This is a genomic window from Halopseudomonas sp. (assembly GCF_036960865.1).
Taxonomy (GTDB): domain Bacteria; phylum Pseudomonadota; class Gammaproteobacteria; order Pseudomonadales; family Pseudomonadaceae; genus Halopseudomonas.
On sequence record NZ_JBALWE010000002.1, the window covers coordinates 291,713 to 304,476 of the forward strand.

Consider the following 12,764-nt stretch of genomic DNA (forward strand, 5'->3'; position numbering starts at 1 on the left):
TCCGTGACTGCGCCGCCGTGCGAGCAAGGTCTTTGGCCTGATACAACGGCTCTGGGTGCGGTCGTAGTCTCAACAGGGGGTAAAGCAAGCAGCGCGCGCGGATGAGTTGCCGGGCGAAGCTGGCGACCCATCGCGCTGCCCGGCAGGGGGTGGCCTCAGAGACGGCCGGTCAGTTTGGCCACCTGCTGGTGCTCGGTGGGCAGTATGGCCGAGACGCTGCTTCGGGAGCTGACACGGCTGAGCAGTGACGATAGGCCAGGCCAGCGATACTCGTCGATCAACTCGCCTGCGTGAGCCATGTTGATCAGTTGGCTGCACACAGCGATATCGGCGATGCTGAACTGTTCGCCCAGAAAGTACGGTGCATTGCCCAGTTCGGCTTCCAGGTAATTTAGCAGTGGCGGCAAGTGGTGCTCGAGGGCCGCTTGAATCATGGCTTGATTAGGCTTTTCACCGTAGTTGGGTGCTACGACACGCTGAAAGAACAGGGCAAAGGTACTGTGCGGCGCCAGCTCGTAGTCAGCGTATTTCTCCAGCCAGCGTACCCGCGCGGCCTGCTCGGGGGTGTTGCCGTACAGCGGCTGCCCGCCGCGGCTCTCCTGCAGGTACTGCGCGATCACTGCGGAGTCGGCCAGCTTGAAATCGCCATCCTGTATAGCAGGAATACGGCCAAGCGGGCTGATATCGGTGTACCACTCCGGTTTATCGCGCGGCGGGATGTGCTTGTGCTGATAATCGATCTGCTGTTCTGCCAGCTGAATGCGGATCTTGCGTACATAAGGCGACAGTATGGCGCCGTAGAGGGTCAGTGCCATCGGAATTCCATAGGAGGCAGTTATTGGGGAGTCGGGCCAGCGGCAGCTGGCCGCGGATTATATCAGTCGTCGTAGACGGCTTTCTTCTTCCACTGATCGTCGGCGCTTTCCAACTGCTCCAGGCCAGCATCCAGTTCACTGGGCTGGGCGTTGGCTGACTGATTCTGCGCTGCGACGGCCGTCTCTGCGCGTTGCAGCAGTGCCTTGTACTGTTTCAGGTGCTCGCTGAAAGCCGGATTATTCAATTTGGTCAGGTAGGCGATGGCGCGCTCGTACTGCAGTTTGGCGACCCTGGGCTTGCCCTGTTGCATGCCTTGCTTGGCGGTGGCATTGAACGTATCCAGACTGGCGGCGACCAGATACTGACGGATTATAGCGGCCCAGTGCTTCAAGGTGGCCTTGTCGATCAGGCCATCGGCTTGCGCCTGCTGCAACTGCTTGTAGAGATTCTCAAGCTGGATGCGCGCTTCCTTGCCCTTTACTTCGGTATCCAGGGTAACAGGCGGGTTGCTGGGCACTTGGTTTTGTTCCAGCTGTGCACGGGAGGCGGCCAGACGCTGGGTGACATCGCCGCTGTTCTTGTTGATGCGCGCCAGCTTTTCCAGCAGTTGCACTTCTATCTGCAGCAGCAGGGTGCCTAGCTCGGCCGGCAGAAACTGGCCGGGCAGCGAAGCCATCACGTTGTTGCCGATCTTGATGCGCGCGGACACCTCGGCAGACTGTCTGGCACGCTCCAGGCGAGCGCGCTCAAGCCCGTGGCTGATGAACCCAATGCTGACCAGAACCAGAAGTCCGGCAGCCAATAAACCGCCAATAAGGAGTGGGGACACGTGGTTATCTCTCTTTTTGTGTGTCTGAACGTCCTGAGCTGAGCCAGGCTTGCATCAGGCATTGACTGGCATTGCTCTCTTAACCGGGCGAGTGATCTGATTGGAACAAGAGTCACGCGGCCAGTGAACTATCACTTTAGCATCATGGCTGAGACAGCCAGAGGCGACAAGCTTTTTTCCGCCCCAGGTTGGTACCTTGGATCAAGTCCGGTTTCAGCGGTTAACCCTCGGTATACAAGCGCTTGAGGAGAGGAGGGTTGACCTGTTGCCGGCGAGGATGAAAAAAACCTGAAAAAAGATTGAGTTGAGGGGTTGACGATATTTCAGACCATGCATAAAATGCGCGCCACTTGCAGCGAACAACACGCAGCAGGTAGCCAGGGTTAACACCTTGGCACAGAGAAGTCCGGATACGTCCCCTTCGTCTAGTGGCCTAGGACACCGCCCTTTCACGGCGGTAACAGGGGTTCGAGTCCCCTAGGGGACGCCATTACGGCGTCAGTTTTGCGGGAATAGCTCAGTTGGTAGAGCACGACCTTGCCAAGGTCGGGGTCGCGAGTTCGAGTCTCGTTTCCCGCTCCAGAAGTAACAAGAAAACCGTCCATGTGACGGTTTTTTTGTGCCTGTAATTTACCGGTGTATAGCATTGATTCAGTGGGCAGGGCGCTGCCTTGCCGAGGGCGAGGCGCGTAGCCTCGCGTCTTCGAGTCTTATTCCCTGCTCCAGGAGTAAAAAAAGCCCATGTTCTTGTGGCGGTTCTGTTCTGCTAGAGGGCGCCTGGCGGGCCTGGGCGGCGTTCTGCTGCGATGTGCTGTTCTTTGGCGGCGGCGGGCTCTAGCGGCCCGCGACGCGGCGCAGATTGCTGGTCGAGAGGGGGCGGGACCTTGCCGATAGCGGGAACGCTAGTTCACCGTCGGCACGGGTATCAATTACTTTGAATCAACTGCCGGGCTTGCTGCCAGTCGAAAGCTTCTCCGCGAGCCTCTGCTTCAGCGCGATGCTCGTCAAGCAGCTGATACTGAGCGATCTCTTCATCGGGCATGAAGTGCAGACAGTCACCGCCAAAGTACCAGAGCAGATCACGGGGGATCAGGTGGGCTATTTGCGGGTAACGGCTGATGATCTGGCAGAGGATATCCTGACCCAGATACAGGCTGTCGTGATCGCCTTGCTCCAGTTGCGCCACCAGCTCATTGAAGCGCTCCATAAACAGTTCGTTGCTTTCTTCCGGCACCTGCTCCAGCAGGGCAGATTGCGCGCGTAACGTGTCGTAGAGGCTCTGCAGCAGGGCGAGATGGTAGGCGTGGTAGCTAAGCGGGGTGGTCATGGCGGGACTCCTGATTACTCTGGCGCGGGAGTCTAACAGAAAGCACTGTCTGGCGCGTCGAGCAGACGCGCCAGACAGTTACCTCAGGCTTTATCTTCCGGTGGCGGGAAGGGTTGGTTTTCCAGGACGCCATCCTGTTTCAGGTCGTCTGCTTTGGTCTTGTTGCCGGTCGCTTTGCGAGTGGATTTGCGCGACTTGGCTGCAGTGCTCTTCGCTGAGCTATCGGCCGTGGGGTCCATCTCTTCCTTGGAAAAGTCATCCACATCGATCACCGCACGCCGCGCAATACGCGCCTCGCGCACCAACTCGGCTTCGTCAGGACTGATCACGCCGGATTCGGCAGCGACGTTGAGCATATCGGCATCGCTGTCGTGCTCGAGCTCGCCTTTGTGAATAGCTTTGGCCAGGCGTGCTTCAATCGGGTCAGCAAGCAGTACCTTCTCCAGTGTGGTATTGACCAGGCCGGTAACGTCTTCGGGATCGCTACTTTGATAGCACCCGTCCAGCAGGCGGTCACGGGCTGCGCCTGGCTTCATCAGGCGGCTGGCAATTTCCGCACCTACGGCATCTGACGGTGGCGTCAGGCGACGGCCCAGCGGGAACACCAAAACGCGCAGCAGACAGCCCACGCGTGGGTCAGGGAAGTTCAGCAGTACCTCGTGCAAGCTTTGCTCGATCTTGAACAGCAGGTCTTCCACGCCCCATTGGACAAAGGGCAGATCTTCCTCGTGGCGACCCTGGTCGTCAAAGTGCTTGAGCGTGGCGCTGGCCAGATACAGATAGCTGAGCACATCACCGAGCCGCGCAGAAATACGTTCGCGGCGTTTCAGCTCGCCGCCGAGCATCAGCATGGTGCAGTCGGTGACGGTTGCAAACGCAGCAGCCAGGCGTGATAGCTGACGATAGTAAGGCCGCGTAGCTGGGTAGTCCGGCGTGTCGGCCAAGCGGCCACCGGTCAAGCCGAGTAGCAGGCTGGCCGAAGCGTTACTGAGAGAGAAGCCGATATGACGGAACAACAGATCGTCGAACTCTGTCAGTGCTGCTTCTTGATCCTCGTTCTGCGTGGCCTGCATTTCCTTCAGTACGAACGGATGGCAGCGGATGGCGCCCTGGCCAAAGATCATCATGCTGCGGGTGAGAATGTTGGCGCCCTCGACGGTGATCGAGATGGGTACCGATTGATAGGCGCGGCCAAGATAGTTGCTTGGCCCCATACAGATACCCTTGCCGCCGTGCACGTCCATGGCGTCGCTGATGGTCTGGCGCATGCGTTCGGTCACGTGGTACTTGACCACGGCCGAAAGTACCGAGGGCTTTTCGCCGAGATCAACGGCACCCGCAGTCATGGTGCGAGTGGCGTTCATCACGTAGGTGTTGCCGCCGATACGGGCGAGTGCCTCTTGGATACCTTCGAATTCACCAATCGGCAGGTTGAACTGGCGGCGAATGCTGGCGTAGGCGCCCGTGGTCATGCTCGCCATTTTCGCTGCGCCCGTACCGCCGGCAGGCAGCGAAATGGAGCGGCCGACGGAGAGGCAGTTCATCAGCATCATCCAGCCTTGGCCGATCCGCTCTTGGCCACCGATCAGATAGCTCATGGGGATGAACACATCCTTACCGGAATTGGGGCCGTTCATGAAGGCGGCGTTCAACGGAAAGTGGCGGCGGCCAATTTCAACGCCTTCGGTATCGGTAGGGATCAGCGCGAGGGTAATCCCCAACGATTCCTCATCGCCCAGCAGGTGGTCAGGGTCATAGGCCTTGAAGGCCAGGCCCAGCACGGTAGCGACGGGGCCAAGGGTGATGTAGCGCTTCTCCCAAGTGACCCGCAGGCCGATCACTTCCTCGCCTTCCCACTGGCCCTTGCAGACGATGCCCTTGTCGGTCATTGAGCCGGCATCAGAGCCGGCTTCTGGCGCGGTGAGGGCAAAGCAGGGGATTTCCTGGCCGGCAGCCAGACGCGGCAGGTAGTGCTGCTTTTGCTCCTCGGTGCCGTAATGCATCAGCAGCTCGGCCGGGCCAAGCGAGTTGGGCACCATCACGGTGGAGCCGAGGTCGCCGCTGCGGCTGGCCAGCTTCATGGCGATCTGCGAATGGGCGTAGGCAGAAAAGCCCTTGCCGTTGTACTCCTTGGGAATGATCAGGCCGAAGAAGCCGTTGTCCTTGATGTAGGCCCAGGTTTCGGGTGACAGATCCTGACGGGTGGTGGTGACCTCCCACTCGTTTGTCATGCGGCAGAGTTCCTCCACCGGACCGTCGAGAAAGGCCTGCTCTTCGGGGGTCAGACGCGGGATCGGAAAACTGTGCAACTTGCCCCAATCCGGGCGGCCACTGAACAGCTCGCCATCCCACCACACGGTGCCCGCATCCAGAGCTTCCTGTTCGGTGTCAGACAGGGGGGGCAACACCTTCTTGAACCAACTGAACAGCGGGGCGGATATCTGATTGCGGCGCACGTCTGGAATGTTCAGCGGGATCGCAATGCACAGGAATACGGCCCAGAGGGCCAAGTCAATCACCCAGTGGACCGGACCCAGCAGGGTCATGGCAAGTAGGTAGGCGCCCACGCCCAGACAGGCGTTCAATAGCGAGGTTCGGACGTAGGCGAGGGCGGCGATGCACAGCACTAGGCCGAGCAGCCAAAGCAGAGTCAGCATGAAGTTTTCCTTCTTCCGGAGGTCCAGCTGTCAGCATAGACGCTTTGAAACGCAGGCGCCGTTGCTGGCAGACGTTATACAAATGGACAGGGAAGAGGGCCTGCGGTTCCGATTGCAGTTCGCAACCGCAGGAATGCGCCTTAGGTTCAGCCGACCAGGTTGTCTGTGTCCTGCTTCAGGGTTTTGCCGGCGAGGTAGTAATGTGCCGAGGCCCAGACGTTAACAAAGGTAGCGGCCAACAGGGCGTAGCGCAGGCTCTCGCTCTCGAACCATACGCGCATCAGGTCACTGGCGATGCCGATCAGCTGTGGGCCGAAACCCAGACCGAACAGGTTGAGGATGAACAGCATGATCGCCGAGGCCAGTGCACGACTGCGCAGCGGCGTGAGGCTCTGGATCATGCCGAAGCTGGGCCCCAGATAGAAAGCGCCGAGGAAGGCTGCCGGCATATAGAAGGCCAGTGCGAGGTAGGTGCTGTCCACCAGGTAGAAGGCGCAAATGAAGGGAATCGACAGCATTTTGGCAATACCTACAATCCAGGCATTCCAGCGCGCATCCTTGGCGGCAAGGTGGTCCGCCAGCATGCCGCCGATGTAAGCACCCAAGCCGCCGACAATGCCCATCACCGGACCGAGAAACATGCCTACTTCGCTAGGCGTCATGCCGTGGCTACGAATCAGGAAGGCCGGTGCCCAGACGATGGTGCCGTAACCTACCAGAGCGGTAAGGGTTACGCCGCAGACCACGTGGCGGGTGGTGCGCACCTTCCACAGGGAGGCGAAACCGGCGCGGACGTTTACCTTGCCCAGCGGTGGCGGCTTGACGCCATCGGCAAAGCCGCGTGGCGGCTCGATCATGGTGTAGCGCACCAGCAGGGCGATCAGCAGTCCGGGTGCTCCGACAATGAAAAACGCAGCACGCCAGCCCCACCACTCGGCCACGAATCCGCCGATCAAAAAGCCCAGCATAATCCCGAAATACACGCCCAAGGCATAGATCGACATGGCGCTGGAGCGCTTTTCCTTGGGGTAGAGGTCCGCGATCATCGAGTGGGATGAGGGGCCGGAACCGGCTTCACCAATACCAACGCCAACCCTGGCAATCGCCAGTTGCCAGAAGCTTTGCGCAGTACCGCAGACAGCAGTCATTGCACTCCAGATGGCGATCGACCAGGCAATGATATTGCGGCGATTGGAGCGGTCGGCAAAGACGGCAATCGGAATGCCCAGGGTGGCGTAAAAAAGAGCGAAGGCAATGCCGGACAAAAAGCCCATCTGGGTGTCGGACAGCATCAGGTCAGCTTTGATCGGCTCGATCAGAATGCCGACGATATTACGGTCGATGTGGCTGGAGGTGTACGCCAGCACCAGCAGGATCAATGCGTAACGGCGATAGGCGGGGGTGATACGACTAGACAGATCGGTCGCGTCAACCGGGGTTTCCGGCGTGGTGGCCATGGGGGTCTCCGGGGCTGCTTGTTTTTGTGCCGCCGAGGATACGATGTCTCCCTATGAGCCACAATCGACCGCTCGGTCACATTTGTAGCAAATTTGTAAGTGTTTCTGAGTGTTGCAAAAATCCTGACCGTGGCCCGGATTTGGGGTTGATTCTCCGCGATTTGCCCCCATAGTCAGGTCACTACTTCAATTGGCTTAAGGCATTGGCATGACGGCAGCTATTCGTATCAGCGGGCTGGAAAAGACCTATTCCAACGGTATGCGTGCGCTCAAGGGCATCGACCTGGAAGTGCGCGAAGGTGACTTCTTTGCGCTGTTGGGACCAAACGGGGCGGGCAAGTCCACAACTATCGGTATTCTCTCTTCACTGGTGAACAAGTCTGCCGGTGAGGTCAGCATTTTTGGTCATAACATTGATACCGATCTGCTGGCGGCCAAACGCTGTATTGGTGTAGTGCCGCAAGAGTTCAATTTCAGCCAGTTCGAGAAGACCATCGACATTCTGGTCAATCAGGCGGGTTACTACGGGATTCCCCATCGCGAGGCGACTCAGCGCGCCGAGCAGTACCTCAAGCGCCTTGGACTCTGGGACAAGCGTGATGTGCCTTCTCGCATGCTTTCGGGGGGGATGAAGCGGCGTTTGATGATCGCCCGTGCGCTGATTCACGAGCCCAAATTGCTGATTCTGGATGAGCCAACCGCGGGCGTGGACATCGAGATTCGTCGCTCGATGTGGCAGTTCCTTCAGGAGATCAATGCCCAGGGCATCACCATCGTTCTGACCACGCATTACCTGGAAGAAGCCGAGCAGCTGTGCAAGCACATTGCGATCATCGACCAGGGCCAGATCATCCACAACACCAGCATGCGCAAGCTGCTGACCGAACTGCACGTAGAAACCTTTCTGCTTGATTGCAGCAACGGCTTTGAGCAGGCGCCGGAGATCGCCGGTTACCCGTGCCAGTTGGTCGATGAGCACACCCTTGCGGTGCAGGTTGACAAGGAACAGGGCATGAACGCGTTATTCGCCGAGCTCAGCCGTCAGGATGTGAAAGTGCTGAGCATGCGCAACAAGAGTAACCGCCTGGAAGAGCTGTTCCTGATGCTGGTAGATGAAAACGCCGATAAGAAAGGGGCTGCTTGAGATGACGCATTGGCGCAGTAGTTGGGTGGCTTTCACCACCATTCTGTTCAAGGAAATCAAACGCTTTACCCGTATCTGGCCGCAGACGCTGTTGCCGCCGGGTATTGTCATGGCACTGTATTTTGTGATTTTCGGCAAGATGATAGGCTCGCGCATTGGCGAGATGGACGGTTTTGCCTACATCGATTACATCGTGCCCGGTCTGATCATGATGTCGGTGATTACCAACAGTTATTCCAACGTCGCCTCCAGCTTCTTCAGCACCAAGTTCCAGCGCTCGATTGAGGAGCTGATGGTAGCGCCGGTTTCACCGCACGTGATTCTGCTGGGGTACACCTTTGGCGGTGTGGCGCGCGGGCTGGCGGTGGGGCTGATTGTTACGCTGATGTCGATGTTCTTCACCCGTCTGCAGATACACCACATCGGGCTGACCATTTGCGTTGTATTCTTCACCTCGCTGGTGTTTTCCCTTGGTGGTTTCATCAACTCGGTATTCGCGCGTACCTTTGATGACATCTCCATTGTGCCGACCTTCGTGCTGACACCGCTGACTTATCTGGGCGGGGTGTTCTACTCGATTCATCTGTTGTCGCCGTTCTGGCAGGCGCTGTCGATGGCCAACCCGATCCTGCATATGGTCAACGCGTTCCGTTACGGCATTCTGGGCGTTTCGGATATTCCTATCGCCACGGCGCTGATCATCATGGCGGTGTTTACTGTGGCGCTGTACAGTCTGAGCTACTGGTTGCTGGTGCGCGGTACCGGCATGCGGCAATGAACAGTCTGCCCGTCAGTGCCTTGGCCGCGGGTTAATATTCTGGAGAACCTGAGCATGTCAGAACACCCGGCGGAGCTGTCTCCGCTTGGCAAGTCCAGCGCTTATGTCAGCGTGTACACGCCTTCCTTGCTGTTCCCGATTGCGCGCCAGCCCAAGTGGCGCGAGCTGGGTGTCGATGCGGACAATTTGCCGTTTCACGGCGTGGATATCTGGAATTGCTACGAGTTGTCATGGTTGACGCCCTCCGGCAAACCGGAGGTGGCAGCAGCGGAGTTTGTGTTCCCGATCAAGGCCGCGCGGATTGTTGAGTCGAAGTCGTTCAAGCTGTACTTGAACTCGTTCAACCAGACTGTGTTCCGTGATCGGCAGGAAGTGCAGCAGACGCTGGAAACCGACCTGTCAGTCGCGGCCCAGGGGCCGGTGATGGTGCGTCTGCTCAGTATGCAGCAGTTGCACAAGGGCGGCATGTTGCCGATGGCCGGCGACTGCATTGACGATCTTGATGTTGCCGTGGACTGCTACCAGTACGACCCTTCGCTGTTGGCGCTGAATATGCCTCAGGTTGAAGTCACTGAACAGTTGCACAGCCATTTGCTGAAATCCAACTGTCCTGTTACCGGACAGCCCGACTGGGGCAGCCTGCAGATAAGTTATCGTGGGCCACAGTTAAACCGTGCGGCGCTGCTGCGCTATCTGATTTCTTTCCGCCAGCATGCGGACTTTCACGAGCAATGCGTTGAGCGCATTTTCATGGACCTGCGCAAGGTGCTGGGCGAGGGTGAATTGACGGTATACGCGCGTTACGTGCGCCGTGGCGGGCTGGATATCAATCCCTATCGTTCCTCCCGGGCGGGCGTGCCGGAAAACCTGCGGTTGGCGCGGCAGTAGGCTCCCAACGCAGCTCTGGCCCTGCTTGAACAACAACGCCGGCCTGATGGCCGGCGTTGTTGTGTGTGGCGCCAAGGCGCGGAATTCAGATGCCCATATCAGACAGCGTTTGCATCACACTGCGCAGCGTGCCTGCGAGGGTGGGATGGCGCACGGCAAACTGCTCGGCCATCAGGTTTACCCCGTCGACCAATGTCGGATCTTCCTCAGCCTGATCGTCGCTCTCTTTGGTCAGCAGGCGGGCGTAGATGTTATTCGCCATATTCTGCAGGGCTTCGCGTTCTTCGGCGGTCAGCTCGGCGTTCGGGTCGTTGAGCGTATCCTGCAGCGATTCCAGTTGGGCTTTCAGACGCTGTGTGGGCATGGCTTACTCCTGTTGCGGTTTTTCACACTATAACCCGTGAGGCTAGCTGGCGTCCGCCGGTTTTATGCGCGTTCGCCCTTGTGCAGGCGCTGAGTAATGTCCCTCAGGCAATGCGCCAGTTCGTCCACGGCATCGATTACATAGTGCGCGCCAGCGTTGAGTAGCGTCATGGTGGCCTGCATGCGTAACTGATCACGTTCGGCGGCAGGCAGCTCTGCCCAATCGCACAGCGCGCCCTGCGCAAGGCTGCCGCTGAGCGCAGTGCCGACGGTCCACATACCGGCGTTTAATCCGGCGGTCACCCCTGCGGCGGAGCCGCTGACGAGCACGCACTGGCGCAAGGTCTGGCTTTCCAAGCGCATTGCCGTGAGCACCGGCAGGTCCGGCGCGGGCGCACCGCGGCGGGTATTATCCGCGGTGATACAAGGGTAGGGCGCGAGCGCAACGGGCAGTCGCATGGACTGCTGTGTTAGCAGACCTATGCGCTGGTGCTCGCTGCTGAGGTGGGTCAACAGTGGCGATGCTTCCGGCAATAGGCTGCTATCAGCTGCGCTGTGGGCATCGCACGGCAGCAGGGTGCCGGCGACATCGAAGATAACTGCCTCGATCTGAGGGTGGGGCATGGGCCATGTCCTTGTCTGGCAACGCCTTGATGTTGCAGCGGTTGCGGGTATGCCCGCAGCGCTGCAAAGTGACCCGTTATGATCTGACAGTTTTGTTGCGTCTTGATGACAAAATGTTTCAGCTGGCCGCCAGGGGCTCCTTGCCCATGGACACACGAACGCTGTCAGGGACGGGAATGGGCCGCTGGGTGGCCACATCAATCCAGACCATTTTAACGTCGCCATAGCCGACCAGCTCGGGCTGTCCTTTCACGTACAGGCGGTGCTCCAGTGTGAGACTGGTGCGACCTACATCGCCCGCGATCAGCTCGACCACCACGGTAGAGGGGTGCACTACCGGACGCAGGAAATAGTGCGTACAGCTCAGCAGCACCAGACCTTGGCCAATTTCGCGTCGCTGGGCACCGAGCCCGTCGAGCCATAGAATCCGAGCTTCTTCCAGATACTGGTAGTAACGGGTGTTATTGACGTGCTGGTTGCTGTCCATGTCGCCGTAGCGTACGGGCAGTTCACAGCGGTAGAGCACAGGCTTGTTGTCTTCGGTCATAGTAAAATCGCTGATTTGTACGGTTATTTTGCATTACACTGGCACGCCCGGCTGGCGGCATCAGGACGCTGCCGGTTGTTCAGAGTTGAAAACGGAGACGTGCTGATGAGATTTTCCAGTACAGGTGCCAGTGCGGTATTGCTGTCGATACTGACGCTGAGCGGTATTACACCTGTTTTTGCCGACGATTCATACGACGATTATGACGGTGAGTACGTCAACCCGGATCCTTGGGAGAAGTTCAATCGCTTCACCTTCAGCTTCAACGATACCCTTGATCGCTATACGCTCAAGCCCATCGCCAAGGCCTACAACTGGGCCACGCCGGAGTTTGTTAACGATGGCGTTAGCAACTTCTTCGATAATCTTGGCGAACCGATGAACTTCGTCAACAACACCCTGCAGGGCAAGTTTCGAGATGCCGGGGTGGATGTCTCGCGCTTTATGTTTAACAGCATTCTTGGCGGGTTTGGGACTGTGGACGTGGCAACGCGGATGGGTCTGCAGCGCAACGACGAGGATCTTGGGCAGACATTCGGGGCTTGGGGGGTAGAAAGCGGCCCTTATTTTGTGATGCCGTTTTTTGGCCCTAGCACCGCCCGGGATTTTGCTTCTAAATTTCCGGAAAACTTTTTGAATTACACCTATACCGGGCGTATCAATGATATCCGGGTGCGTAATTCCTGGTTTGCGCTGGAACTGGTCAATACCCGCGCCGGCCTGCTCGAGCGCGAACGCCTGATTCGGGGTGACCGCTATACCTTTGTGCGCAACGCTTTTCTGCAGAATCGCGAGTACAAGGTGAAAGACGGCAATGTGCCGGATGAGTTCTGATCTTCCGGGCCGCCGCCTGGCGGCCTGATTCTGCCTTGCCGGTATCAGGCGAGGCTGTCGAATTTAACCCCAATCACGTAGCCGCCAGCCTCTTCCGTCTGGCAGCGAACGACCACTCCTCTGGCTTGCAGCCCTTGCATGCCGGGTGTCGGGGAGGGGATGTTCAGTTCTACAGCCCCATCTTCAACCAAGGCCGCTGGGCATAACACTTGAGCACCCTGATTGGATAGATCCTGGCACTGAACAGAATGGGTCACGTTGTCGGCGATGACCGTCAGCGTCGCTGTGGTTTCCATCTTCATTCGCATGAAGTCACGCTTTTCGCTGTACTGCTGGTCGTGAAATGACATGGTCTACTCCGGCTTGGGCGAAACAGAATCCCGATTGTTCTTTTTGCAACATCCTAGTGCCGAGTGCGCCCGGAGACAAGCATTCCGGGCGCCATGCCTAACGGTTGCTTGCGGCATCGGATGGGAGTACTGTTTGCCCCTTGAAAACAT

General features: G+C 58.3%; 12 protein-coding genes, 2 tRNA genes and 1 pseudogene. 6 read left to right on the forward strand and 9 right to left on the reverse strand.

What is annotated here, in order from left to right; all coding sequences use genetic code 11:
• Positions 1-155 precede the first annotated feature (155 nt).
• Together V7747_RS03815 and V7747_RS03820 are read right to left on the reverse strand one after the other, a co-directional pair.
• Positions 156-815, reverse strand: coding sequence for a glutathione S-transferase family protein (locus tag V7747_RS03815; RefSeq protein ID WP_335614727.1), 660 nt, complete (start codon positions 813-815; stop codon positions 156-158).
• A gap of 62 nt (positions 816-877) precedes the next feature.
• Positions 878-1,645 carry a hypothetical protein gene (locus V7747_RS03820; RefSeq protein ID WP_335614728.1) on the reverse strand — a complete coding sequence of 256 codons (768 nt, stop codon included), beginning with the start codon at positions 1,643-1,645 and terminating at the stop codon, positions 878-880.
• A gap of 414 nt (positions 1,646-2,059) precedes the next feature.
• Between V7747_RS03820 and V7747_RS03825 the strand changes: the two genes are divergently transcribed.
• Together V7747_RS03825 and V7747_RS03830 are read left to right on the forward strand one after the other, a co-directional pair.
• A tRNA-Glu gene (locus V7747_RS03825) sits at positions 2,060-2,135 on the forward strand.
• Between the two features lie 16 nt (positions 2,136-2,151).
• Positions 2,152-2,227 (forward strand) — tRNA-Gly (locus tag V7747_RS03830).
• 343 nt (positions 2,228-2,570) lie between these two features.
• Here V7747_RS03830 and V7747_RS03835 read toward each other — a convergent pair.
• From V7747_RS03835 to V7747_RS03845, 3 genes and pseudogenes are all read right to left on the reverse strand, one after another.
• Positions 2,571-2,972 (reverse strand): PA2817 family protein, encoded by a 402-nt coding sequence (locus tag V7747_RS03835; RefSeq protein ID WP_335614729.1) that lies wholly within the window; start codon positions 2,970-2,972, stop codon positions 2,571-2,573.
• Positions 2,973-3,121: 149 nt separating this feature from the next.
• Positions 3,122-5,626: pseudogene (locus V7747_RS03840) on the reverse strand (acyl-CoA dehydrogenase); the annotation flags it as partial.
• Positions 5,627-5,775: 149 nt separating this feature from the next.
• The gene (locus tag V7747_RS03845) at positions 5,776-7,086 is read right to left on the reverse strand and encodes a spinster family MFS transporter (RefSeq protein ID WP_335614730.1); all 1,311 of its coding nucleotides are present in this window, start codon (positions 7,084-7,086) and stop codon (positions 5,776-5,778) included.
• Between the two features lie 208 nt (positions 7,087-7,294).
• Between V7747_RS03845 and V7747_RS03850 the strand changes: the two genes are divergently transcribed.
• The 3 genes from V7747_RS03850 to queF are packed head-to-tail and all read left to right on the forward strand — an operon-like array spanning position 7,295 to position 9,896.
• On the forward strand, positions 7,295-8,230 hold the full coding sequence (locus V7747_RS03850) for an ABC transporter ATP-binding protein (protein ID WP_335614731.1): 936 nt from the start codon (positions 7,295-7,297) through the stop codon (positions 8,228-8,230).
• A gap of 1 nt (position 8,231) precedes the next feature.
• Complete coding sequence (locus V7747_RS03855; RefSeq protein ID WP_335614732.1) at positions 8,232-9,008, forward strand: ABC transporter permease; 777 nt, start codon at positions 8,232-8,234, stop codon at positions 9,006-9,008.
• Positions 9,009-9,062: 54 nt separating this feature from the next.
• Complete coding sequence (queF, locus tag V7747_RS03860) at positions 9,063-9,896, forward strand: NADPH-dependent 7-cyano-7-deazaguanine reductase QueF (RefSeq protein WP_335614733.1); 834 nt, start codon at positions 9,063-9,065, stop codon at positions 9,894-9,896.
• An 85-nt stretch (positions 9,897-9,981) separates the two neighbouring features.
• On the opposite strand, the gene V7747_RS03865 is transcribed toward queF, so the two are convergent.
• The 3 genes from V7747_RS03865 to V7747_RS03875 all read right to left on the reverse strand — a co-directional run bounded on the left by V7747_RS03865 (position 9,982) and on the right by V7747_RS03875 (position 11,430).
• The gene (locus V7747_RS03865; protein WP_335614734.1) at positions 9,982-10,260 is read right to left on the reverse strand and encodes a DUF4404 family protein; all 279 of its coding nucleotides are present in this window, start codon (positions 10,258-10,260) and stop codon (positions 9,982-9,984) included.
• Positions 10,261-10,322: 62 nt separating this feature from the next.
• The gene (locus V7747_RS03870; protein ID WP_335614735.1) at positions 10,323-10,883 is read right to left on the reverse strand and encodes a hypothetical protein; all 561 of its coding nucleotides are present in this window, start codon (positions 10,881-10,883) and stop codon (positions 10,323-10,325) included.
• 118 nt (positions 10,884-11,001) lie between these two features.
• Positions 11,002-11,430 (reverse strand): acyl-CoA thioesterase, encoded by a 429-nt coding sequence (locus V7747_RS03875; RefSeq protein ID WP_335614736.1) that lies wholly within the window; start codon positions 11,428-11,430, stop codon positions 11,002-11,004.
• Positions 11,431-11,535: 105 nt separating this feature from the next.
• On the opposite strand from V7747_RS03875, the gene V7747_RS03880 reads away from it, so the two are divergent.
• Complete coding sequence (locus V7747_RS03880; protein WP_335614737.1) at positions 11,536-12,264, forward strand: MlaA family lipoprotein; 729 nt, start codon at positions 11,536-11,538, stop codon at positions 12,262-12,264.
• Between the two features lie 44 nt (positions 12,265-12,308).
• Here V7747_RS03880 and V7747_RS03885 read toward each other — a convergent pair whose 3' ends face one another.
• Positions 12,309-12,614, reverse strand: coding sequence for a PilZ domain-containing protein (locus tag V7747_RS03885; RefSeq protein ID WP_335614738.1), 306 nt, complete (start codon positions 12,612-12,614; stop codon positions 12,309-12,311).
• Between the last annotated feature and the right edge of the window lie 150 nt (positions 12,615-12,764).

Bases quoted from the DNA above. Each gene is read 5' to 3' on its own strand.
- V7747_RS03815 (WP_335614727.1), bottom strand. From the start codon at position 815: ATGGCACTGACCCTCTACGGCGCCATACTGTCGCCTTATGTACGCAAG.
- V7747_RS03835 (WP_335614729.1), bottom strand. From the start codon at position 2,972: ATGACCACCCCGCTTAGCTACCACGCCTACCATCTCGCCCTGCTGCAG.
- V7747_RS03845 (WP_335614730.1), bottom strand. From the start codon at position 7,086: ATGGCCACCACGCCGGAAACCCCGGTTGACGCGACCGATCTGTCTAGT.
- V7747_RS03850 (WP_335614731.1), top strand. From the start codon at position 7,295: ATGACGGCAGCTATTCGTATCAGCGGGCTGGAAAAGACCTATTCCAAC.
- V7747_RS03855 (WP_335614732.1), top strand. From the start codon at position 8,232: ATGACGCATTGGCGCAGTAGTTGGGTGGCTTTCACCACCATTCTGTTC.
- queF (WP_335614733.1), top strand. From the start codon at position 9,063: ATGTCAGAACACCCGGCGGAGCTGTCTCCGCTTGGCAAGTCCAGCGCT.
- V7747_RS03865 (WP_335614734.1), bottom strand. From the start codon at position 10,260: ATGCCCACACAGCGTCTGAAAGCCCAACTGGAATCGCTGCAGGATACG.
- V7747_RS03870 (WP_335614735.1), bottom strand. From the start codon at position 10,883: ATGCCCCACCCTCAGATCGAGGCAGTTATCTTCGATGTCGCCGGCACC.
- V7747_RS03875 (WP_335614736.1), bottom strand. From the start codon at position 11,430: ATGACCGAAGACAACAAGCCTGTGCTCTACCGCTGTGAACTGCCCGTA.
- V7747_RS03880 (WP_335614737.1), top strand. From the start codon at position 11,536: ATGAGATTTTCCAGTACAGGTGCCAGTGCGGTATTGCTGTCGATACTG.
- V7747_RS03885 (WP_335614738.1), bottom strand. From the start codon at position 12,614: ATGTCATTTCACGACCAGCAGTACAGCGAAAAGCGTGACTTCATGCGA.